This window comes from Nocardia sp. NPDC004260, assembly GCF_053603155.1.
The window spans coordinates 1-20,437 of the sequence record NZ_JBSGEZ010000099.1; the positions used below are offsets into that span (position 1 = coordinate 1).

Here is a 20,437-nt window from a genome sequence, read left to right on the forward strand (position 1 = left end):
GAGACGCAGCAGGTCCCGCGCGGTCAGCGACAGCGCAGCCGCGGCCTCCGGTGCGGCGGCGGGGTCGTTCCACACGATCGCCGCGCAGCCTTCCGGGCTGATCACCGAGTACGTGCCGTTCGCGAACATCAGCACCCGGTTGGCGACGCCGAGCGCCAGGGCTCCGCCGCTGCCGCCTTCGCCGATCACCACGCTGATCACCGGCACCCGCAGCGCGGACATCAACCGGATGTTCTCCGCGATGACGATCGCCTGCCCCTGCTCCTCGGCGGTCGCGCCCGGATAGGCGCCGGGCGTATCGATCAAGGTGACCACGGGCAACCCGAGCTTCTCGGCCAGGCGCATCAGACGAGCCGCTTTGCGATAGCCGGCCGGAGTCGGCATGCCGAAGTTGCGTTCCATCAGCTCCTTGGGATCGTGTCCTTTCTGGTGGCCGATCACCATGACCGGCCGCCCGCCGAGCCACGCCGTTCCGCCGACCACCGCGGCGCAATCGCCGGAGATCCGGTCGCCGCGCAACTCGCGGAACTCGTCGAAGGCGAGTGCGAAGTAGTCCAGCGCGGTCGGCCGCTGCGGAGACCGTGCCCGGCGCACTTGTGTCCAGGGATCGGTCGCGGGAACGCGGGCCGGATCGGTGATCACGCCCGCGTCCGCGGGGACGAAGGTCTCGGCGGAATCGACCGGACCCGCGGCCCGCAGCAGTGCGCCGAGCGCCTGGCGCAGGGCCGCCCGCGGCACGATCATGTCGATGAGCCCGCGTTCCAGCAGGAATTCGGCGGTCTGGAACTTCGGCGGCAACTCCTGCCGGATGGTCTGCTCGATCACTCGCCGTCCGGCGAACCCGAGCCGTGCGCCCGGTTCGGCGATCAGCACGTCGGAAAGGGTGGCGAAGGAAGCCGCGACGCCGCCGTAGGTGGGGTCGGTGATCAGGGTGACGGTGAGGATGCCCGCCCGGTCCAGTTGCTCCAGCGCCGCGCTGGTCTTGGCCATCTGCATCAGCGACAGCGGGCCCTCCTGCATCCGGGCGCCCCCGGACGCGGTGACGATGATCAGCGGAAGACGCTGGGCCAGCGCGGTTTCGGCGGCCGCGGTGATCATTTCGCCGACCGCGGTGCCGAGACTGCCGCCCAGGAAGCGGAAGTCCATGGCGGCGATCACCACCAGCCTGCCCTCGATCGCGGCCAGCGCGCACAGCACCGCGTCGTGCATGCCGGTGCGGGAGCGCGCGGCGGCCAGCCGGTCCGGGTAGGGCTTGGTGTCGGTGAAGGTCAGCGGGTCTTCGTCGGTGGCGGCGACCGGCAGCGGCTCGAAGCGTCCCTCGTCGGCGAGCTGCTCGATGCGCTGCCGCGCGGTGATCGGCGTGTGCCTGCCGCATTCGCCGCAGACGCCGAGGTCGCGGGCGAACCGCTTGCCGTACAGCGGGATCAGGCATGCCGGGCAGAGCACCCAGTCCGCGGCGCCGTGCTGGCCGTGTGCTGACTTCATCACGCGTGTCTCCTGTGCTCGGGAACAGGTGATCGATCCGGGCGGCGCCGGCCGGGCGATCACAGCGACAGCCTGCGCCCCACCGCTCGAGAACAACTCGACTCGCTCGCTCGAGCGAGGTTCGAGGACCGTCCTCGATGCTCGATCGCACCATCGAAGGGAGAACGCCATGAACACCAATGCATCCGGTGGTGCGCGATGAGCCGCCGCGTTGTCGTCACCGGGCTCGGCGTCCGCGCGCCCGGCGGGTCGGGCAAGGACGAGTTCTGGAAGCTGCTGTCCGAGGGCCGCACGGCGACGCGCCGGATCTCGTTCTTCGACGCCTCGCCGTACCGGTCCCAGGTGGCAGGCGAAGCAGACTTCGACGCGGCGCTGGAAGGACTGTCTCCCAGGGAGATTCGGCGCATGGACCGGGCTGTGCAGTTCGCCGTGGTCTGCGCGCGGGAGGCGGTGGCCGACAGCGGGCTCGACCTCGCGGCGGTCGATCCGCACCGGCTCGGCGTGAGCCTCGGCAGTGCGGTCGCCGCGGCGACCAGCCTGGAGCGCGAATACCTGGTGCTGTCGGACTCCGGGAAGAACTGGCTGGTCGACGAGACGTATCTCTCCCCGCACATGTTCGACTACATGATCCCCAGCGTGATGCCCGCCGAAGTGGCCTGGACCGTGGGCGCCGAGGGACCGGTGGCGATGGTCTCCAACGGATGCACCTCGGGACTGGACTCGGTGGGCCACGCGGTGCAGCTGATCCGCGAGGGCTCCGCCGACGTCATGGTGGCGGGCGCGTCGGACACGCCCATCACACCGATCGTGGTGGCCTGCTTCGACGCGATCAAGGCGACCACCCCGCGCAACGACGAGGCGGAGGTGGCCTCGCGGCCGTTCGACAACTCGCGCAACGGGTTCGTACTCGCCGAAGGCGCCGCGATGTTCGTGCTGGAGGAGTACGAGAGCGCACGCAAGCGGGGCGCGCACATCTATGCCGAGATATCCGGGTACGCGACCAGGTGCAACGCCTACCACATGACGGGCCTCAAGGCCGACGGCCGCGAGATGGCCGAGGCGATCCGGGTCGCGCTCGACGAATCCAGGATCGACCCGACCGGTGTGCACTACATCAACGCGCACGGCTCCGGCACCAGGCAGAACGACCGGCACGAGACCGCTGCGGTGAAGCGCAGTCTCGGCGCGCACGCCTACGCCACGCCGATGAGCTCGATCAAGTCGATGGTCGGGCATTCGCTGGGCGCGATCGGCTCGGTCGAGATCGCCGCCTCACTGCTGGCGCTGGAATACCAGGTGGTGCCGCCGACGGCGAACCTGCACGAACCCGATCCCGAATGCGATCTGGACTACGTGCCGCTGGTCGCCCGCGACCATCGGATGGACACTGTGCTCACCGTGGGCAGCGGGTTCGGCGGCTTCCAGAGCGCGATGGTGCTGCGCAAGGCGGAGGCGGTGGCGGCATGATCCTCGTGACCGGAATGGGAGTGCTCGCGCCGAACGGCATGGGCGTGGAGCGCTTCTGGGACGCCGTGCTGGCCGGTCGCGGCGGGATAGCGCCGCTCACCCGGTTCGACACCAGCGGCTCGTCGGCGCGACTGGCCGGACAGGTGGCCGATTTCGACGCCGGTGAGCACCTGCCGAGCAGGCTGCTGCCGCAGACGGACATCTCGACCCGGATGGCGCTGGTCGCCGCGCAGTGGGCGCTGGACGACGCGAAGGTCGACACGGCGACGATGACCGACTACGACATGGGCGTGGTGACCGGAAACGCTTCCGGCGGTTTCGAATTCACCCATCGCGAATTCAACAAGCTGTGGTCGCTCGGCTCCGAGCACGTCAGCGTGTACGAGTCCTTCGCGTGGTTCTACGCGGTCAACACCGGCCAGATCTCCATCCGGCACGGCATGCGCGGACCGAGCAGCGCCTTGGTCGCCGAGCAGGCGGGCGGACTGGACGCGATCGGCCACGCGCGGCGCACCGTGCGGCGCGGGACGCCGCTGGTGGTCACCGGCGGCGTCGACTCGGCGCTGGACCCGTGGGGCTGGGCCTCGCATCTGTCCAGCGGCGGGGTGAGCGCCGTGACCGACCCCGACCGCGCCTATCTGCCGTTCGACGCCCGCGCCGCCGGCTACGTGCCAGGCGAAGGCGGCGCGATGCTGGTCGTGGAGGACGCCGCCGCGGCGCGGGCCCGTGGCGTGCCCAAGGTGCACGGTGAGATCGCCGGCTACGCCTCGACCTTCGACCCGCCGCCCGGTTCCGGCCGTCCGTCGGGCCTGCGCCGCGCCGCCGAACTCGCGCTGGCCGACGCCGGGATGACGCCCGGTGACATCGACGTGGTGTTCGCCGACGCCTCCGGCATCCCCGAACGCGACCGCGACGAGGCCGCCGCCATCGAGGCGCTGTTCGGGCCGGGCGGCGTTCCGGTCACCGCGTCGAAACCGCTGACCGGACGCCTGTTCTCCGGTGCGGGTCCGCTCGACGTCGTCACCGCGTTGCTGGCGATGCGCGACTCGGTGATCCCGCCGACCCCGCGCACCACCACGCTCGCCGAGGACTACCGGATCGATCTGGTTCTCGGCGCCCCGCGCTCCGCCACCGTCGGCGGCGCGCTCGTCCTGGCACGCGGGCGCTGGGGTTTCAACTCCGCGGTCGTCGTGCGCGCCGTGTCCGATCGAGATCTGCCGAGGAGCGAATCATGACCATGACCATCACCGAACTACGCCGCATTCTGGTGGACTGCGCGGGCGGCGAGGACCTCGCCGAACTCGGCGGCGACATCGCCGCCGTGGAATTCGAGGAGCTGGGCTACGACTCGCTCGCGCTCATCGAGACCGCGGCGCGGATCCAGCGCGATTTCGGGGTGACGATCCCGGAGGAAGAACTCGTCGAGGTCAAGACGCCGCAAGAGCTGGTCGACATCGTGAACGCCCAACTGCGCGGTGCGGCATGAGCGGTCAGGCCCGGAGGAGGCAGCGCAGCGTGACCACGCAGGGCCCCGCTCATGCCGAAAGCACACACCGCATGAGCGGTCAGGCCCGGAGGAGGCAGCGCAGCGTGACCACGCAGGGCCCCGCTCATGCCGGAGAGGACAGAGCATGACCGGCGAAGTGATGTCCCACAGCAGGGTGGTGCAGGCCGCCCCGGACGTTGTCTACGGCCTGGTCGCCGACGTGACCAGATGGCCGGTGATCTTCGAACCGAGCGTGCTGGTGCGCCACCTGCACCGGGGGCCGGACGAGGAGCGCTTCCGGCTGTGGGCGACCGTCGGCGGCGCGGTGAAGAACTGGACGTCGCGGCGGGTGCTGGATGCCGAGCAGCGCCGCATCGTTTTCGAGCAGGAACGCAGCCAGGCGCCGATCGCGTCGATGGGCGGCGGCTGGTCGTTCCGCGAGATCGGTCCCGGCGCGACGAAGGTCACCTTGGACCACCACTTCGCGGTGGTGGACGGGGCCGATGCCGCGCAGGTCGCCGCGTCGGTCGATCGCAACAGCGTGGTCGAGCTCGCGGCGCTGGCGCGCGTCGCCGAGCTCGGCCACCCGGTGGACGAGGTGATCCACACCTTCGAGGACACCGTGACGCTGGAATGCTCGTCCGCCGAGGCGTATGACTTCGTCTACCACAGCGAACGCTGGCCCGAGCAGGTGCCGCACGTCGGCCGCATCGAGCTCACCGAGGATGCCGAGGGCGTGCAGCTGATGGAGATGGACACGGTGACGGCGGGCGGTATCCCGCACACCACGAAGTCGATCCGGGTGTGTGTTCCCGGCGAACGAATCGATTACAAACAGCTGGTGCCGCCCGCGATCCTGTTCGGCCACAGCGGTGCGTGGGAATTCGCCGAGGGTCCGGACGGCGCGGTGGTGACCGCGCGGCACACGGTCGCGATCAATCCCGAGGCCGCGCGCGAGATCCTCGGCGCGAACACCGATCTCGCCGACGCCCGCGCGTACCTCACCGACGCGCTGTCCGCCAACAGCCGCAACACGCTGCGGTGCGCGGAACGCTGTGCCGCGACGACGAAGTCACCGACATGACCGCCACCGAGACGACCGCGACGCCGCGCGTACAGGAGATCGCCGACGGCGTCCACGCCTACACGCACAGCCGCGGCGGCTGGTGCGTCAGCAACGCCGGCGTGCTGACCGGGCCGGACGGCGCGGTGGTGATCGACACGCTGGCGACGGAAGGGCGCACCCGGGCACTCGTCGAGTTCGTCGACGGGCTGGGTACCGGCCCGGCCCGCGTCATCGTGAACACCCATCACCACGGCGACCACAACTTCGGCAACCACCTGTTCGGCCCGGCCGCCGTCGTCGTCGGCCACGACCGGATCCGGCCGGAGATGATCGAGACCGGCCTGGCGCTGACGAAGCTGTGGCCGGATGTCGAATGGGGCGATGTGCGGGTCACGCTGCCGAGCATCACTTTCAGCTATCACCTGACCTTGCACCAGGGCGAGCGCCGGGTGGAGCTCATTCACTTCGGCACCGCCGCGCACACCACCAACGACGTGGTGGCGTGGCTGCCCGGGGAGCGCGTGCTGTTCGCCGGAGACCTGGTGATGGCGGGCGCTGCGCCGTTCTGCCTGATGGGGTCGGTCAGCGGTTCCGTCAACGCGATCCGGCGGCTGGCCGCGCTGGGCGCCGAGACGGTCGTCGCCGGACACGGCCCCGTCACCGGACCGGAGATCTTCGACCAGACGCTGCGCTACCTGCGCTGGGTGCAGGACCTGGCCGTGGAGGGACGCGCACTCGGGCTGACGCCGCTGGCGATCGCGCTGGAGGCCGACCACGGTGAGTTCGCCGACCTGGTCGACCAGGAGCGGTTGGTCGGCAACCTGTATCGCGCCGACGCGGAGCTGTCCGGCGGCGAGCTCGGCGAGCCACTGGACGTGCAGGCGATCTTCGACGAGATGGTGCTCTACAACGGCGGGCAGGTGCCCACATGCCTGGCGTGAGCACCGAATCCGTGCGGGTCTGCGTGATCGGCGGCGGCCCCGCCGGACTGATGACCGGCCTGCTGCTCGCGCGTTCCGGCGTGGAAGTGCTGGTGCTGGAGAAGCATCCGGACTTCCTGCGGGACTTCCGGGGCGACACCGTGCACACCTCGACGCTGCTCGCGATGAACGAACTCGGCTTGGCCGAGGAATTCCTCGCGCTGCCGCACGTCGAGTTGCCCCGGCTGCCGATGGCGACCGCCACCGGTCCGGTGGTGTTCGCCGACTTCAGCGCCCTGCCCGGGCCCTTCCCGTTCGTGGCGTTCATGCCGCAGTGGGATGTGCTGAATTTCCTCGCCGAGGCGGGCGGGCGCTACCCCGGCTTCCGGTTGGTGCGGGAAGCGGAGGTCACCGAGCTGATCCAGCGCGGCGGTGCGGTGGCGGGCGTACGCGCCGAGACCGCTGACGGTCCGCTGGAGGTCAGCGCCGACCTGGTGATCGCGGCCGACGGGCGGCACTCGATTGTGCGCCGATCGGGGCTGCTCGAGGTCGCCGCCAGCGCGGCGCCCATGGACGTGCTCTGGTTCCGCGTCGGCAAGCCGGAGGGCGAGCGCCTGCCCACCGTCCGCAGCGGGAAGGGATTCTTCATCGTCTGTATCGATCGCGGTGACTATCTCCAGGTCGCCTACATGATCCCGAAGGGCGGCTTCGCGACGATCCGGGCGGCGGGGCTGGCGCGGTTCCGTGCGGATCTGTCCGCCATCTATCCCGTGCTCGCGCCGCGTCTGGAAGCGGAGATCCTGGACTGGGACGACGTGAAACCCCTCGACGTCCGAGTGGATCGGCTGCGCCGCTGGTACCGTCCCGGCCTGCTGGCGATCGGGGACGCGGCGCACGCGATGTCCCCGGCGGGCGGGGTGGGCATCAATCTCGCGGTGCAGGACGCCATCGCGACCGCTCGCCTGCTGGCGCCGATCCTCACCGCGGGCGCGACCGCGTCCACGACGCAGCTGCGCACCGTTCAACGCCGCCGCGAATTCCCCATGCGCGTGGTGCAATTCGCGCAATTGCACTTGCTGTCGGACCTCTACCCCAGTGCGGGACGGCCCGGGACCGACAAGCCGCTGCTGGTGCGGCTGCTGCGCCGTTTCCCGCGCCTGCCCCGGCTGGTGGCCAGGGTGATCGGCCTCGGCATCCGCCCGGAGCCGGTGCCGCCCGCGACCGAAACCGTTACGACCCTAGCGAAACTCAGGGAGAACTGATCGTGTCGACCTACCTGCTCATTCACGGCGCCTTCCACGGCGGATGGGTCTGGCAGCGGGTGACTCCGCTGCTGGAAGACGCCGGTCACCGCGTGCTGGCCCCCTCGCTGGTCGGTCTGGGCGACCGCGCGCACCTGCTGACCCCGGATGTCGGGCTCGAGACCCATGTTCAGGACCTGATCGAGCTGGTCACCGCCGAGGACGCGACCGAAGTCGTCCTGGTGGGCCACAGCTACGGCGGCATCGTCGTCACCGCGCTGGCCGACGCCGTGCCGGACCGCATCGCCGAACTCGTCTACATCGACACGTTCGTGCCGCGCGACGGCGAGGCGGTGGCCGACATCATGCCGGGCATGGTCGACGCCTTCGCCGCCGCGGCGGCCGCCACCGGCGACGGCTGGCTGGTGCCGCCGCAAACCGAACCGACCGGCGACGGCGGTCTCTACGGCGTCACCGAGGAACCCGATCTCGGTTGGCTGGCGTCCATGCAGACGCCGCAATCGCTGAAGACCTTCCAGCAACCGATGACACTGACGAATCCCGCGGCACTGGCGAAGATTCCGGTGACGCACGTCCACTGCGGCGAAGGCGGCGAGGACTTCAAAGCGATGCGCGCGGCCATGCCCCGCACCCTGCCACCCGCGGACCTGCCTCCCGGCCGCCTCCACGTACTCCCCACCGGGCACGACTGCATGATCACGATGCCGCGCGAGTTGGCCGGATGCCTGCTCACGGTGGCGCCGCGCCCAGCATCCACCCGTTGATTGCGAGCAGTCACGAATTCGCGCGCTCGCCGGCGTCGTAGGCGGCGCGCGCGGCCAGGACCTCGCCGAGGTGTTCGGAGGACCAGGTCACGATGCTGCTGAACACCGGGGTGAGCGTTCTGGCCAGTGGGGTCGCCTCGTATTCGACGCGCGGCGGGACTTCGGGGTGGTAGGTGCGCGCGACCAGGCCGTCGCGTTCGAGCTGGCGCAGGCGCTGGGTGAGGACCTTGGGTGTCAGGCCGGGAATGCGCTGTTGCAGTTCGGTGAAGCGCAGCTTGCCGTCATGGGTGAGCACCCAGAGCACCTGGGTGGACCAGCGGCCGAACACCAGGTCGATGACGGGTGTGATCGGACAAGGGTCGACCGGCGCGGTTGTCATACGTCCTCCCGGTAAGTCACTTTCCCCTTGGTTACTACTATACTTTGGAAAGTAATGTGTTTCCAGGGGTCGCGAGTACGCGAAATCCGAAGGGAGCACAGTCATGACGACGACAACAGTGGACGGCCGCCTGGATCTGCCGCGGCGCTCCGGTGACCGGCCGCGCACCCGTGCGCACAATCCGCACCAGCAACTCGACCAAATCGCTCCGCCGGAGTTGCAAGAGGAGCTGTGGTCGCGGATGACCACGCTCGACGGCGTTCTCCTCGGCCGCAGTGGAGTCTCCCTGCCCGACACCCGGGCCCTGCACCTGCGGCCGACGATCGCCCGTGGACCCGGCGAGGCGTATCTCGCGGGCACCGAATTCGCTCACCTGCACGGGCACGGGGACGGCAGTCTGCACATGTGCCTGCCGAAAGACACGGTGGCGCAGGCGGTTCGGCTGGGCTGGGCGGAGGCGCATCCGATGGCTCGGCAGGGATACCTGCCCGGGACGCTGGTGATGGTGTACGGGCCGCGCGATCGCGAGGAGCTGGACGTCGTCTGGCAGCTGGTACGGGCCAGTCACCGCTTCGCCCGGCAACCGGCTACAGCGTGATTAGAGCGGCGGCCGCCATCGTCGGTGTCATGAACGCAACCGATCTTGTCGGCACCTGGGAACTGGTGTCCTACTACGACATCGATCAGCAGGACGTCACCAGCGCGGGCCCGCTCGGCGACGCACCACGCGGCCTGCTGATCTACGGCGCGCACGGTTACATGTCGGTGAGCATGATGCGCACTGACGGAGCCCAGGGAGCCACCCCGTTCATGGGGTACGCGGGCACCTGGCGGCGCACCGGCACGGAGGTGGTGCACGCGATCAGCGTCTGCTCCAACCCGGCTTGGGCGCAGACCGAGCAGGTGCGGCAGATGTCGCTGAACGGCGACGTGCTGACACTCATCGGCGCCGCACAGGTCGGCGGGCGGACACAACGCCGGGTGCTCACCTGGCGTCGCGGCCGCCCGCTCGAAAAGCACCGTCATTCCGGCGAATACGAGAACAGGGGCTCATCGAATTGAACCGGTTCGCCGTCTTCCTTGAGAATCCCGGTGATCACGCCCGCCTGCGCCGTCACCGGGATCATCAACTTCATCGCCTCGACGATGCCGACCTGCTGCCCGGCGCTCACCCGATCGCCGACCTCGACGAACGGGTCCGCGCCCGGCTCGGGGCATCGATAGAACACGCCGACGCTGGGCGCGCGGACGACCGCGCCGAGCGCGGGAGCCTCCGGCGCGGCGACGGCTTCCACCGCGGCCGCAGCGATCGGGGCGGGCACGGCCGCCCACTCGGCCTCGACGGTCACCTCCCCCACCTGGAAGCGCAGTGCGCTCGGCTGCTGCGGAAAGCCCGCGAGCAGCTGCAATGCGCCGGTCTGGATCGCCTCCAGCACCCGCAGATAGTCCTCGTGTCCGGTGGTGGGGACGTTCTCCTCCACTGCGGTCATCGCCGTCACTCCTTGTCAGTAATTACCCAGGCCGCCACAGACGTTCAGCGCCTGCGCGGTGACGGCGCCCGCCCCGGGACCGATCAGATAGTCGACCATCGCCGCCACCTCGAACGGCTGCACGTAGCGGCCGATCGGCACTCGCGCGCTGACCCGGGCGTGCACCTCGTCGGTGTCCACGCCCCACAGCCCCGAATACACCTCCCGCACCCGCTCGGCCATCGGCGTCTCCACGAATCCGGGGCACACGGCGTTCACGGTGATCCCGGTCTTGGCCAGTTCGAGGCCGAGCGCTTTGGTGAAGCCGACCACGCCGTGCTTGGAGGCGGAATACGGGGCGCCGTGCACCACGCCCTGTTTGCCGCCGGTGGAGGCGATGTTGACGATGCGGCCGCTGCCGCGTTCGAGCATGCCACCCGCGTTCAGCACCGCCTTCGTCATCAGGAACACGCTGTTGAGGTTGGTGTTGATCACGTCGAACCACAGTTCGTCGGTCACCTGCGCGGTGACGCCGCCGCCGCTGCGGCCCGCGTTGTTGATCAGGATGTCGATCGGGCCGTAGCGCCGCACACCCGCGTCGACGTACTCGCGGACCTGCGCGGCGTCGGCGACGTCGCAGACGGTGCCGTCCACCTCGTGACCGTCGTCCTGCAGACTCTTCACCGTGTCGGTCACCCGCTGCTGATCGCGAGCGCAGAGGAACACCGCGATTCCCTGAGCCGCCAGGCTTTTGGTGATCTCCAGGCCCATTCCGCTGGTCGCTCCGGTGACCAGCGCGACGCGCCGATTTTCCGCCATGACTCCTCCATCGGTCGAACTTCCGAACTCGCCGGGCTTCTCGACCACCAGGGTCGACCCGCGTCCTATAGATCCGGTCAACCGCGCGCGACGGGCGGCGGCTCAACCGAGGCTCTAGCGGCGTCGGCAACGCTGGCGTGCAGCCGAGCCCCGCCGCGACCACAGGAGCAACCATGACCACCGTCGCCAGCCGCACCGAGTTGTACGCCGAGGTCCAGCAGTTCTACGCCGAACAGATGCAGCGGCTGGACAACCGCGACATCCCCGGCTACGCCGCGACTTTCACCGAGGACGCGGAATTCGAGCACACACCGGGCATTCCGCCGGCCCGGACCAGGGCCGGGATCATCGCCGACCTGGTCGAGTTCCACAAGCGCTTCGAAACCGACCCGATGCAGCGCAGGCATTGGTTCAACATGATCAACCTGCAGCCGCAGGACGACGGGACCATCGTGTCCACCGCCTACTGCCTGGTAGTGAAGATCCGCCCGAACAGCAAGCCGGAGATCGCGCCGAGCTGCGTCGTGCACGACGTGCTCGTCCGCGCCGACGGCGCCTTGCTGACCCGGTCGCGGCGCGTCGTCCACGACTGATCCGACCACTATCGAGGAGAAACCCTGTGAACTCCGTTCAGCCGGACTTGCTCACGCTCGCCGCCGACGCCGGGGACCTGCTGTTCCGGGAGGCCCGCACGGCGAACGCCTTCACCGACGAGCCGGTCACCGACGAGCAGATCCGCGCGATCTACGAGCTGGTCAAATACGGACCGACCTCGATGAATCAGCAACCGCTGCGGATCGTTCTGGTGCGCAGCCCCGAGGCCAGGGCCCGGCTGGTCACCCACATGATCGACAACAACAAGCCGAAGACGGCCGCCGCACCGCTGTCGGCGATCCTCGCCGCCGACCTGAATTTCCACGAGCACCTGCCCACGGTGTTCCCGCACGCGCCGGAGGCCAAGGACTACTTCGCGGACGCCGACTACCGCGCGGAGTCCGCGCGCTTCAACGCCCTGATCCAGATCGGCTACTTCATCCTCGGCGTCCGTGCCGCCGGGCTGGCGGCGGGCCCGATGAACGGCTTCGACGGCGCGGGCCTGGACGAGGACTTCTTCCCTGGCGGCGAACACACCGGCCTCGTCGTGGTCAATATCGGCAAGCCCGGCCCGAACGCGTGGTTCCCGCGTTCGCCGCGACTGGCGTACGAGGAGGTGGTCAGCACAGTGTGATCCCGCCGAGCGAGTGACGAGGGCCGCTCGGCCGCACAGCGCACTCCCAGGTTTGCCCCAGCTTGCGGGCAGGCTGCCTTCCTAGCCTTCGAGCAGAGGTTCAGACGAAAGGAAGGCGAAATCATGGCGCTGATCACGAGCGTCCCGCCGGGCGTCGCGGCCGACGAGCGACTCGTCGGCGCCCATCGCGCACCGGCACGCCGGTCCCGGGCGGATCGCGTGTTCTTCGGGCCCGCGAGCCAACCGCGATGGGCGCGCCCGGCGTTGTTCGCGCTGCTCGTCGCGACCGCGGTGCTGTATCTGTGGAATCTGACGGTATCCGGTTGGGCGAACGAGTATTACGCCGCCGCAGCGCAGGCGGGCACGCAGAGCTGGAAGGCCCTGCTGTTCGGCGCGCACGACGCGGGCAACGCGATCACGGTGGACAAGCCGCCCGCGGCGCTGTGGGTGATGGGGCTGTCGGGGCGGCTGTTCGGATTCGGCTCGTGGTCGCTGCTGGCGCCGCAAGCGTTGATGGGCGTCGGCTCGGTGGCCCTGCTGTACGCCGCGGTGCGGCGTTGGAGCGGGCCCGGCGCGGGCCTGCTGGCGGGTGCGGCGTTGGCGGCGACTCCCGTCGCCGCGTTGATGTTCCGCTTCGACAACCCGGACGCGCTGCTGACCCTGCTGTTGATCGCGGCGGCCTACTGCACGGTGCGGGCGATCGACTCGCACGACCCGCGCTGGCGTTCGGCGAGCACCGGTTGGCTCGCGCTGGCCGGTGTCGCCATCGGTTTCGCGTTCCTGACCAAGATGATGCAGGCGTTCCTGGTCCTGCCCGCCCTGGGTTTGGTGTTCCTGGTCGCGGGAGCGGGCGGATTCTGGTCCCGCATCGGCAAATTGGTCACCGCGTGCGCGGCCATGGTGGTCGCGGGCGGCTGGTACGTGCTGCTGGTGGAGTTGTGGCCCGCGGATTCGCGCCCGTACATCGGCGGGTCGACCGACAACAGCCTGTGGGAACTGGCGCTCGGCTACAACGGCATGGGCCGGTTGCTCGGCGGCAGCGGCAATCCGAGTGGAGGGGGCTCCGGCGGTCCCGGCGGTGGCGGCGGCATGGGCGGCGCGTTCGGCGGCGACACCGGACTGGCCCGGCTGTTCAGCGGCAGCATGGCGACCGAAGTGTCCTGGCTGCTTCCGGTTATTTGCCGCCCGCCGCCCAGTGGGCAAGTACGTCCAGGTGCTCTTCCAGCTCGAATGCCACCACATCGGGCATCTGGCCCCGCTCGCGTTCGGCGGCGTACCAGGGTGCCAGTGCCGCGTGTGCGTGCCCGATCGCGGCGCGGTCCTCGGTGTGCATGTGGACCACGAAATTCCCGCCGCATTCCATCGCGTGCGTGGATATTGCGCGGTCGGTGGCGGGGTTGTACGCGGCGCCGGGGTGGTGGCCGCGGCTGAGGTAGATCACCGACCAGGTGCTGGCGTAGTGGAAGCCGACTCCGATGCGATCGTCCGCGTTGATGGCGGGGTCATCGGGGGCGATGAGCAGTTCGTAGGTGATGTCGAGAAAGGTTGTCACGGTGCGCTTCTCTCTTTGATCGGATGCGGGACCGGGGATCTTGTTGGCATCCCGGCCCGTAGTTGATGGGTCGGGCTCGATTTGTGTCTGGCCGTGTGTGCGACCATCTCTCGCGGAGACCGGCCACACTCCCCGTGGCCGGTCTCTGCTTTGTCGGTCAGTCAGCGGCGATTCCGACGGCGGCGGGGCGAATGTCGTTGCGGGTCACAGAGTTTTTTCTCCTTTCTTTCGGGTTAGGTCTCAGCAATCGGATTGGAAGGGGAAGCAGGTCTTGTCCATCGGGAACAGCACTCCGCGGCTGGGCTTGGGGGCAGGTGGGGGCGGCTGCGGCGCGGCGGGCGCCTGCGGGGCCGGAACGTCGGCGGCGGGCGGCGGGGCGGGCTCGCTGCTGGTGGGCTCGTCGGAGGGCTGCGAAGCGGAGACGTGGCTCAGCACGCCGACACCACCAGTGAGCAGGCAGGTTGCCGCGCCGATGAGAACGGCGTTGCGGATCCGATGGTTGCGGGCGGCAGCGCGGCTGGCGGCGGTTGAGGCCAGCATCGCGGTGCTGGGGTGGATCTGTTCCTCGGGGCTGCGGCCGAGGTCGCCGCGGTCGGCTGTGGGCGCGGTGGTCCGAGGCGGTGTCGTGGCTCCGGTCGGTGCCTGGGGGATGACGGCGGTGGATCGCAGCGGCACGACCACCCCGTCATCGTCGGTGCCCGCGGCGGGGGTGGGGTTGGGGAATCCTTCGGCGGCCAAGTCGGCGCGGGTGACAGCGTCGGCCTGGTCCAGCGCGGAAAGAAGGGTGTGGGCGCGCTCGACGGTCCAGCCCTGCGGGTGCTGACGGGCGGTGGTATCCAGCCACCCGCTCAGTGCGGTGTCATCGCCCCCGAGCAGGACGTCGCGGCCCGCCGGCATGGGCACCGACCCTTTGTCGAGGGTGATCCGGCCGCCGAACGGCTCCACCAGGACCAGGCCCGGCACGAACATGTCGAGACCGCAGCGGGAGACGACGCCCTTGAGGTTGAACATGGCGTCGGCGAGCTGGTTGAGCGGGTTGGTGTCACCGTCGCGGACGTGCACGGGGTCGCCGTCGATGCCGGGCAAGGACCAGCGAGGGTTGACGTGGCAGACCAGAGTGCCGTTCACACCGCGCTTCAGAATGCCCTTGACCTCGATGCACACCAGCGTGTCGGGGGTGAGCAGCACCAGGTCGACTTCCTGGCTGTCGCGGCCGCTGCGGTCGGGAATGTGGCTTCCCGAGATCGCGACACCGGGGATGCCGCTGGCTTGGAGCCAGTCGAGTACAGCCCGTTCCGCGCCCGACATTTTCGGGCGATTTCCGTTGATGATCAGCATGAGTTTTTTCCCTGTCGTGAGGGCACTTCGTGTGCCGTGAACGTGTCGTGATGGTGAGGGCCGCGTTCGGCGTGTCGAAAGTGCACACCTGGCCCGGCCGGGTCTGGGCGAGCGCTACAGGAGGCCCAGGTGCCGGGCGGGTTCGCAGAACAGCCAGCAGGCCCGCGGCTCGTCGGAGGTCGCAGCGGTGTCGACGTGCTTCGGGGCCTCGGTGGCGGTGCAGAACATGGCGCAGTCGGCGCTTGCGGGGGTGGTGGGCAGCGCGTCGGCGGGAGCGCGGTCCACGGTCAGCAGCATCGAGAAGTACAAGGCAGCCGCGGCGACGAACACGCCTGCCAGCAGCGCGGGGGTGCGGAGCATGAACGCGATCACGCGGCCAGCCCGTGGCGCATGGCCAACGCTGGACGCAGCAGTACGGGAGCGGAGCGGCGGGAGGTGCGGGGCTGAATCGACATGATGGTCGGTCCTTCCGGAGATAGCTCGACAACAATTGTCAGTTTAACAGTTCAACTGTTGACAGTCTATGAATCCGCCTAGCTCGGCACCCCGATTGCGGGCGGTTGCAACGGCCCCGGACCTCGCCTTCGGGCGGGATCCAGGGCCGTTGTTGCCGTGGTGATCGCAATGAACGAAATCCGTTGGCGTCAGCGATATCTGGCATATTCGATACATGACGACGGGGGCACAGGATCGGCGCGGCGGTTTGTGGACCGGGGACGACTACCAGGCGTTGTTCGCCGTGTTGGCGACCTCCACCTCCGATAGCGAGGTCGCGGCACTGCTGGGCCGCTCGCTCGAGGGGCTGCGGGGGCGGGCGAAGTTCCTGCTGCTGGACAACTATTCGTCTGCGGTGGCCCTGCGCAAGCTGCGGCAGATGGCTTCGGAGCCGGGTTTCGACTGGGAGCCCCTCGCCCGCGACGCGCACGCCTTCGCCAACAAGCCCTATTGGGATGCCAGGACCGACGAGCGGCTGATTCTGGCCTGGGCGCGGAATCCGGCACCGAGCATGGCTGAGCTGGTCGAGGAGTTCGGTGTCGGCGAGCAGGACATCGCGCGGCGCTGCATCGCGCTCGAGCTCGCCCAGACCCGGGTGGAGATCGTCGACCACCTCGGCGCCGAACCCGGCGGTGATCTGGCCTATCAAGCCCGGCTGGGCCGCGACAAGGCCAACACCGCGGTCGGTGTCCTGGTCCTCACCTCCGCGACCGGCACCGTGCTGCACCTGTCACTGCACCCCGACATCGACGCCGCTGCGCAGGCCTGCGGCGAGGTCGACGAGACCACACTGGAAGAGCTGCCCGCCGTGTGGACGATCGCGACCCGCGTCCTGGGCGAAGGGTCCACCCGCGCGACCAAGACCGGGTCCTGGACCGAACGGCCAGCCACCGAACCACACACCAACGCGGTCAGCGACCCGGCCCCGGCCGCGGCCCGGGCGGTTCCCCGGTGGCGGCGGCTGCTGAAGCCACGAACCCGCTGAACGATTCGGTCAGTCGCTCTCGGTGAGTTGAGCACGCAGTTCTTCGATCTGCTCGGTGTCGAACCGGTACTCCTCGAGTGCGGGGCCCGGGTCGTCGAACTCCCTACGCATGTAGCGCTGCTGTTCGCGGTGCCAGGCGCGGAGTTGTGTGAGAACCGCGGCGGCGGCAAACCCCTCGAGGACGAGTACTTCGACAACTTGGGCCTTGCTGAGCTGCGCGGCCGGCCGGGGAGTCGCGACTACCGGCGTCTGGGTGGCGTGGACAGGCGTGGTGGGAGTGCGCCCTGATGATGTGCGTCGTCGCTTGCGCCGGCGTCGCCGAGTGGATGTGCGCGGTGGTGGCTCTGTGTCGCCGAATCCGTACTTCGCCAGGGCGCTGCGCAGCCCCTCGTACAGGGCCTCACGCAGGACTGGTTCGGCCAGCTCGCCCAGCAGCTCGTGGCGATGTTCTTGGATGTACCGGCGGCCGATCTTGGTGATCCGGGCCATGAGGACTTGGCGGGTGGGAACGTAATTCCCCCACTCGTAGGCGAACTGGAGTTCGACGAGATCGACCGTGTGCATCATCGATTCGGCGTAGCTGCGGCTGACGAGTCCGTCGAGCGCCCGGCGTATGACGGCGCGGCGACTGCGCTTGATGTCGCGCTCGGCGAGGGTGGTGTCGTCGCCGTCGTACAGGTCGTAGTCGTCGTCACGCAGTCCGATCTCCGCCACGGCGAACCAGGGGTACCCGGCATCGAGATCCCACGTCCGCCAGGGGCCTACATGTCCGATGTAGAGCGCGGCGAGGAGCCGGCGTTGAGCGCGGCCCAAACCCCGTGACATCAGGCCATTTTAAGTGCATCCACCGTGTCGGAGGCGGTTGCTCTAATGGGATTCGCCCAAGAGTTCGATCGGGTGATCCTCCCCCCGAGTGCGAGTCGGGGGGAGGCCAGAAACACCAATGCAGTCCGCGAAAACCGTTCATTGGAGTTGGGATGAGACTAACGCCTCCCCACTGGGAGGAGAACTACGTGCCGGTTAACGTTTCGCCCCGGTACGCCACCGAAACAGGCCACTCGGGCACTGGCGCCGACGCGTGTTCGGCTTCGCGGGAGCCTGCGATGACATGCTGACCGCGTGGGGCGACGAGAGCGGATCGCAGCCCGGGGCGGATCCCGGGACCTACATCCTCTCGGCCGTCTTGCTCGATGACACCGAAGAACAGGCCGTTCGCACGGCGATGCAAGCGCTGCAACTGCCCGGAGAGAAGAAACTCCACTGGCACTCGGCCAGCGACGACCGTCGCCTGGAGTTCATCGAGGTGGTCGCGTCCTTGCCGGTGTGCGGGATCGTCGTGGTCCACCATTCGGCCGGCGCGGACGATCGCCGCCACCGCCGCAAATGCCTCGAATACCTGCTGCCGCATCTGGCGTACATGGACTGCGCCTCGGTGACTCTGGAATCGCGCGGCGGCGCCGACGCCAGCGACTACGACATCGTGCAGAAGTTCCGCGCCCAGCGCGTGCTCACCGCCGATCTGAGACTCGGGCATCGCATCGGCCGCGAGGAACCGGTGCTGTGGACCGCGGACATCGTCTGCGGCGCGGTCGTGCAGCACCGCGTAGGCAACTCGACCTACCTCGACAAGCTCGGCGGCATGATCGAAATGCGCTCCATCTGACCCCAGAATCGACGCGAGCCACGGGCCTCGTCGTCCGGCGAGTAATCCCGTGGCTCACTTCCAACCCCACCTCGATGGGGCGGCTCCATGGCCCAGAGTAGCAGTTTATGACCCACAGGTGAGCACAACATCCATCACATATCGGCCCACAATCCTGAAGCCTGGAGCTGCGCGTTCTCAGCGCCGCCGCCGCGCGGCGGGGTCGGTGGCGGCCTGCCAGGCCAGCAGCGCCTCTTTCGACGGGCGCGCGTACTTCGCCAGCGACCGCACCGAGGAATGCCCGGACAGCGTCATCAGCATCGGCGTGGACGCCCCGTCTTCGGCGGCGTGGGTCAGCCGCGAGTGCCGCAACTGGTGCAGCGTGAACGGCCCACCGGGCAACTGCGCGGTGTGTGCCTCGAACAGCTCCGCCGCCCGCCGGTACGACAGCCGGGCCCGGTGGCTGCCCGGGTCGATATCCGCCACGGCCACATGCGGTTTGGCTTTTCGGTCGGTGAGGAACAGCGGGCCGGTGCGGCGGCCGGCGAGCATGCGCGGCAACAGCCGGGCGGTCCCGGTCTGCCAGGCCACCACATCCACCGCGCCGCCCTTGCGCCGCACGCGGGCACACCGGTTGGCGGTGTCGAGATCCGGCACATCGAGCATCAGCAGTTCCTCGGCGCGGGCGGCGGTCTCGTAGAGCATGTGCCACAGCACCCGCTCCCGCAGACCCGCCTCCATGCCCAGGATCGTGGTGACCTCCGCGCGGGTCAGCGCCCGGCTGCGGTCGGCGGGCACCGAGCGCGGCCGCAACCGCACCAGCGGGTCACCGACCAGCCAGCCCTGCTCCCGCCAGTAGTCGCACGCGGCGCGCAGCGCGGCCAGGCGCACGTTGAACGTCTGCGCCGACGCTCCACCCCACCGGGTGCGGAACCAGGCAGCGACCCGGTCCGGATCCAGCAGCGCCGGATCACATTCCGCGCCGAACTCGGTCACCAGGGCGTCCAGGGCGGTGCGGTAGCCGCGGCGGGTGTTGGCGGCGGTCACCGTCTGCAGATAGGTCTGGACCGCGGCGTCGAGGCGCATCCCGGCCCGCAGCGGGCGCACCACCCGCGACTCACCCATGCCGCCCCGCCGCCTGTGGGCGGGGCGTGAAGCGCCCTGCCGTCTGGTTCATCGGTGTCTCCCTCGATCTACCCGTATCTACCGCAGATAATTTGCCGAGCCGCCCCGGCGTGACGGAGCTGTCGCGCCACGTCGCGCACCGGCCCTAACCCACTCTACCGCAGATAATGTGTCATTATCTGCGGTAGGTCCTTGGCGCGACTTTCTCGTCACTGGACCCCACATGCCGGTCCCTACGAGGACTGCACTGCTACCTACGGGTACCTGCGCGATGACCTGATCGCCGACCGCGATGCGGGCGAGGGTTGCTGGCCTCGTCGATCTCGGCTACCCCGACCAGGATGATGAGCATCATCGTGATCAGGGTGATGGTGAGGATCACTGGGAGGAACATCAGGAAGGGTTCGGCGCCGACGGGTGTGCTGATGTGGTCGTGCTGGTGGGCGCTCATCGACGCCATTCCGGTGTAGTGCATGCCGGATACTGCGAGTCCCATGATGAGTGCTGCGCCGATAGTCGCGCCGAAGCCGCGCACGTGCTGTACGAACCACAGTGCTGCTGTCGAAGCGACCACGGCGATCGCGACCGAGAGCGCGACGAGTGCGCGGTTGTATTCGATACTCACGTTGGTGTTCATTGCGTGCATGCCGATGTAGTGCATGGCGGCTACCCCGCAGCCGGTGATCGCGCCGCCGAGCGGCAGTGTCAGGTTTGCGGGTCGACCGCGTACGACGATCGACAATCCCAGCCACACCACCACGATCGCTACCACCGCGCTGAGCGCGGTCATCGGTACGTCGTAACGGATTCTCCCTCGAGGGATGGAGAAGCCGAGCATCGCGGTGAAGTGCATGGTCCAAATGCCGGCACCGCCGAGGGCGACGGCTCCGGCGGCGAGCCAGCCCTCGCGCCAGCGAGATGCTCGGGCGTGGACTGTGCATCGCAGGCCGAGGAT

General features: G+C 69.1%; 22 protein-coding genes and 1 pseudogene. 14 read left to right on the forward strand and 9 right to left on the reverse strand.

Annotated features, from left to right (window positions below):
• On the reverse strand, window positions 1–1,485 hold a 1,485-nt coding region (accD, locus tag ACWEO7_RS34490; protein WP_452429517.1), incomplete at its 3' end, for an acetyl-CoA carboxylase, carboxyltransferase subunit beta.
• 198 nt (window positions 1,486–1,683) lie between these two features.
• Between accD and ACWEO7_RS34495 the strand changes: the two genes are divergently transcribed.
• The 7 genes from ACWEO7_RS34495 (at window position 1,684) to ACWEO7_RS34525 (ending at window position 8,450) form a co-directional block, all read left to right on the forward strand.
• Window positions 1,684–2,952, forward strand: coding sequence for a beta-ketoacyl-[acyl-carrier-protein] synthase family protein (locus tag ACWEO7_RS34495; protein WP_452429486.1), 1,269 nt, complete (start codon window positions 1,684–1,686; stop codon window positions 2,950–2,952).
• On the forward strand, window positions 2,949–4,187 hold the full coding sequence (locus tag ACWEO7_RS34500) for a ketosynthase chain-length factor (RefSeq protein ID WP_452429488.1): 1,239 nt from the start codon (window positions 2,949–2,951) through the stop codon (window positions 4,185–4,187). Before ACWEO7_RS34495 ends, ACWEO7_RS34500 begins: the two co-directional genes overlap by 4 nt.
• The gene (locus ACWEO7_RS34505; RefSeq protein WP_355077911.1) at window positions 4,184–4,438 is read left to right on the forward strand and encodes an acyl carrier protein; all 255 of its coding nucleotides are present in this window, start codon (window positions 4,184–4,186) and stop codon (window positions 4,436–4,438) included. Before ACWEO7_RS34500 ends, ACWEO7_RS34505 begins: the two co-directional genes overlap by 4 nt.
• Before the next feature lie 145 nt (window positions 4,439–4,583).
• Complete coding sequence (locus ACWEO7_RS34510; protein WP_452429490.1) at window positions 4,584–5,522, forward strand: aromatase/cyclase; 939 nt, start codon at window positions 4,584–4,586, stop codon at window positions 5,520–5,522.
• Complete coding sequence (locus tag ACWEO7_RS34515) at window positions 5,519–6,445, forward strand: MBL fold metallo-hydrolase (RefSeq protein WP_452429491.1); 927 nt, start codon at window positions 5,519–5,521, stop codon at window positions 6,443–6,445. The genes ACWEO7_RS34510 and ACWEO7_RS34515 overlap by 4 nt, the downstream gene beginning before the upstream one ends.
• A complete protein-coding gene (locus tag ACWEO7_RS34520) occupies window positions 6,442–7,686 on the forward strand; it encodes an FAD-dependent oxidoreductase (RefSeq protein WP_452429493.1) in 1,245 nt (414 codons plus the stop codon). Before ACWEO7_RS34515 ends, ACWEO7_RS34520 begins: the two co-directional genes overlap by 4 nt.
• Before the next feature lie 2 nt (window positions 7,687–7,688).
• Window positions 7,689–8,450 (forward strand): alpha/beta fold hydrolase, encoded by a 762-nt coding sequence (locus ACWEO7_RS34525; protein WP_452429494.1) that lies wholly within the window; start codon window positions 7,689–7,691, stop codon window positions 8,448–8,450.
• Between the two features lie 10 nt (window positions 8,451–8,460).
• Here ACWEO7_RS34525 and ACWEO7_RS34530 read toward each other — a convergent pair whose 3' ends face one another.
• Window positions 8,461–8,829 (reverse strand): winged helix-turn-helix transcriptional regulator, encoded by a 369-nt coding sequence (locus ACWEO7_RS34530; RefSeq protein WP_452429495.1) that lies wholly within the window; start codon window positions 8,827–8,829, stop codon window positions 8,461–8,463.
• Between the two features lie 103 nt (window positions 8,830–8,932).
• On the opposite strand from ACWEO7_RS34530, the gene ACWEO7_RS34535 reads away from it, so the two are divergent.
• Both ACWEO7_RS34535 and ACWEO7_RS34540 read left to right on the forward strand, forming a co-directional pair.
• Window positions 8,933–9,427: a luciferase domain-containing protein gene (locus ACWEO7_RS34535; protein ID WP_452429497.1), complete on the forward strand. Its 495-nt coding sequence runs from the start codon at window positions 8,933–8,935 to the stop codon at window positions 9,425–9,427.
• A gap of 29 nt (window positions 9,428–9,456) precedes the next feature.
• Window positions 9,457–9,891: a lipocalin-like domain-containing protein gene (locus tag ACWEO7_RS34540; protein WP_452429499.1), complete on the forward strand. Its 435-nt coding sequence runs from the start codon at window positions 9,457–9,459 to the stop codon at window positions 9,889–9,891.
• On the opposite strand, the gene ACWEO7_RS34545 is transcribed toward ACWEO7_RS34540, so the two are convergent.
• The gene (locus ACWEO7_RS34545) at window positions 9,852–10,319 is read right to left on the reverse strand and encodes an acetyl-CoA carboxylase biotin carboxyl carrier protein (protein ID WP_452429501.1); all 468 of its coding nucleotides are present in this window, start codon (window positions 10,317–10,319) and stop codon (window positions 9,852–9,854) included. The genes ACWEO7_RS34540 and ACWEO7_RS34545 overlap by 40 nt on opposite strands.
• Before the next feature lie 15 nt (window positions 10,320–10,334).
• Window positions 10,335–11,117, reverse strand: a complete 783-nt coding sequence (locus tag ACWEO7_RS34550; protein ID WP_355077920.1) for an SDR family NAD(P)-dependent oxidoreductase — start codon at window positions 11,115–11,117, stop codon at window positions 10,335–10,337.
• Between the two features lie 173 nt (window positions 11,118–11,290).
• Between ACWEO7_RS34550 and ACWEO7_RS34555 the strand changes: the two genes are divergently transcribed.
• The 3 genes and pseudogenes from ACWEO7_RS34555 to ACWEO7_RS34565 all read left to right on the forward strand — a co-directional run.
• Window positions 11,291–11,710 (forward strand): nuclear transport factor 2 family protein, encoded by a 420-nt coding sequence (locus tag ACWEO7_RS34555; protein WP_355077921.1) that lies wholly within the window; start codon window positions 11,291–11,293, stop codon window positions 11,708–11,710.
• A 26-nt stretch (window positions 11,711–11,736) separates the two neighbouring features.
• Window positions 11,737–12,345 carry a malonic semialdehyde reductase gene (locus ACWEO7_RS34560; protein ID WP_452429503.1) on the forward strand — a complete coding sequence of 203 codons (609 nt, stop codon included), beginning with the start codon at window positions 11,737–11,739 and terminating at the stop codon, window positions 12,343–12,345.
• A 123-nt stretch (window positions 12,346–12,468) separates the two neighbouring features.
• Window positions 12,469–13,518 (forward strand): annotated as a pseudogene (locus tag ACWEO7_RS34565) (ArnT family glycosyltransferase); the annotation flags it as partial.
• Between the two features lie 619 nt (window positions 13,519–14,137).
• Here ACWEO7_RS34565 and ACWEO7_RS34570 read toward each other — a convergent pair.
• Window positions 14,138–15,235, reverse strand: coding sequence for a nuclease-related domain-containing protein (locus tag ACWEO7_RS34570; protein ID WP_452429505.1), 1,098 nt, complete (start codon window positions 15,233–15,235; stop codon window positions 14,138–14,140).
• 114 nt (window positions 15,236–15,349) lie between these two features.
• The gene (locus ACWEO7_RS34575; RefSeq protein ID WP_452429506.1) at window positions 15,350–15,595 is read right to left on the reverse strand and encodes a hypothetical protein; all 246 of its coding nucleotides are present in this window, start codon (window positions 15,593–15,595) and stop codon (window positions 15,350–15,352) included.
• 310 nt (window positions 15,596–15,905) lie between these two features.
• Here ACWEO7_RS34575 and ACWEO7_RS34580 point away from each other — a divergent pair, with 310 nt between their 5' ends.
• Window positions 15,906–16,715: a hypothetical protein gene (locus ACWEO7_RS34580; protein ID WP_452429508.1), complete on the forward strand. Its 810-nt coding sequence runs from the start codon at window positions 15,906–15,908 to the stop codon at window positions 16,713–16,715.
• A 9-nt stretch (window positions 16,716–16,724) separates the two neighbouring features.
• Here the strand turns inward: ACWEO7_RS34580 and ACWEO7_RS34585 are convergent, their stop codons facing one another.
• Entirely contained in the window at window positions 16,725–17,540 is an 816-nt protein-coding gene (locus tag ACWEO7_RS34585; RefSeq protein ID WP_452429510.1) for a hypothetical protein, read from the reverse strand.
• Between the two features lie 283 nt (window positions 17,541–17,823).
• Between ACWEO7_RS34585 and ACWEO7_RS34590 the strand changes: the two genes are divergently transcribed.
• The gene (locus tag ACWEO7_RS34590; RefSeq protein ID WP_452429512.1) at window positions 17,824–18,378 is read left to right on the forward strand and encodes a hypothetical protein; all 555 of its coding nucleotides are present in this window, start codon (window positions 17,824–17,826) and stop codon (window positions 18,376–18,378) included.
• Window positions 18,379–18,555: 177 nt separating this feature from the next.
• Here ACWEO7_RS34590 and ACWEO7_RS34595 read toward each other — a convergent pair whose 3' ends face one another.
• Complete coding sequence (locus ACWEO7_RS34595) at window positions 18,556–19,482, reverse strand: tyrosine-type recombinase/integrase (protein ID WP_452429514.1); 927 nt, start codon at window positions 19,480–19,482, stop codon at window positions 18,556–18,558.
• A 250-nt stretch (window positions 19,483–19,732) separates the two neighbouring features.
• A partial coding sequence (locus ACWEO7_RS34600; protein WP_452429515.1) for an MHYT domain-containing protein occupies window positions 19,733–20,437 on the reverse strand: 705 nt, incomplete at its 5' end.

What these genes read in the sequence shown, in the direction of transcription:
- ACWEO7_RS34495 (WP_452429486.1), top strand. Translation starts at nt 1,684, where the DNA reads ATGAGCCGCCGCGTTGTCGTCACCGGGCTCGGCGTCCGCGCGCCCGGC.
- ACWEO7_RS34500 (WP_452429488.1), top strand. Translation starts at nt 2,949, where the DNA reads ATGATCCTCGTGACCGGAATGGGAGTGCTCGCGCCGAACGGCATGGGC.
- ACWEO7_RS34505 (WP_355077911.1), top strand. Translation starts at nt 4,184, where the DNA reads ATGACCATGACCATCACCGAACTACGCCGCATTCTGGTGGACTGCGCG.
- ACWEO7_RS34510 (WP_452429490.1), top strand. Translation starts at nt 4,584, where the DNA reads ATGACCGGCGAAGTGATGTCCCACAGCAGGGTGGTGCAGGCCGCCCCG.
- ACWEO7_RS34515 (WP_452429491.1), top strand. Translation starts at nt 5,519, where the DNA reads ATGACCGCCACCGAGACGACCGCGACGCCGCGCGTACAGGAGATCGCC.
- ACWEO7_RS34530 (WP_452429495.1), bottom strand. Translation starts at nt 8,829, where the DNA reads ATGACAACCGCGCCGGTCGACCCTTGTCCGATCACACCCGTCATCGAC.
- ACWEO7_RS34535 (WP_452429497.1), top strand. Translation starts at nt 8,933, where the DNA reads ATGACGACGACAACAGTGGACGGCCGCCTGGATCTGCCGCGGCGCTCC.
- ACWEO7_RS34540 (WP_452429499.1), top strand. Translation starts at nt 9,457, where the DNA reads ATGAACGCAACCGATCTTGTCGGCACCTGGGAACTGGTGTCCTACTAC.
- ACWEO7_RS34545 (WP_452429501.1), bottom strand. Translation starts at nt 10,319, where the DNA reads ATGACCGCAGTGGAGGAGAACGTCCCCACCACCGGACACGAGGACTAT.
- ACWEO7_RS34550 (WP_355077920.1), bottom strand. Translation starts at nt 11,117, where the DNA reads ATGGCGGAAAATCGGCGCGTCGCGCTGGTCACCGGAGCGACCAGCGGA.
- ACWEO7_RS34555 (WP_355077921.1), top strand. Translation starts at nt 11,291, where the DNA reads ATGACCACCGTCGCCAGCCGCACCGAGTTGTACGCCGAGGTCCAGCAG.
- ACWEO7_RS34570 (WP_452429505.1), bottom strand. Translation starts at nt 15,235, where the DNA reads ATGCTGATCATCAACGGAAATCGCCCGAAAATGTCGGGCGCGGAACGG.
- ACWEO7_RS34575 (WP_452429506.1), bottom strand. Translation starts at nt 15,595, where the DNA reads ATGCTCCGCACCCCCGCGCTGCTGGCAGGCGTGTTCGTCGCCGCGGCT.
- ACWEO7_RS34580 (WP_452429508.1), top strand. Translation starts at nt 15,906, where the DNA reads ATGACGACGGGGGCACAGGATCGGCGCGGCGGTTTGTGGACCGGGGAC.
- ACWEO7_RS34585 (WP_452429510.1), bottom strand. Translation starts at nt 17,540, where the DNA reads ATGTCACGGGGTTTGGGCCGCGCTCAACGCCGGCTCCTCGCCGCGCTC.
- ACWEO7_RS34590 (WP_452429512.1), top strand. Translation starts at nt 17,824, where the DNA reads ATGCTGACCGCGTGGGGCGACGAGAGCGGATCGCAGCCCGGGGCGGAT.
- ACWEO7_RS34595 (WP_452429514.1), bottom strand. Translation starts at nt 19,482, where the DNA reads ATGGGTGAGTCGCGGGTGGTGCGCCCGCTGCGGGCCGGGATGCGCCTC.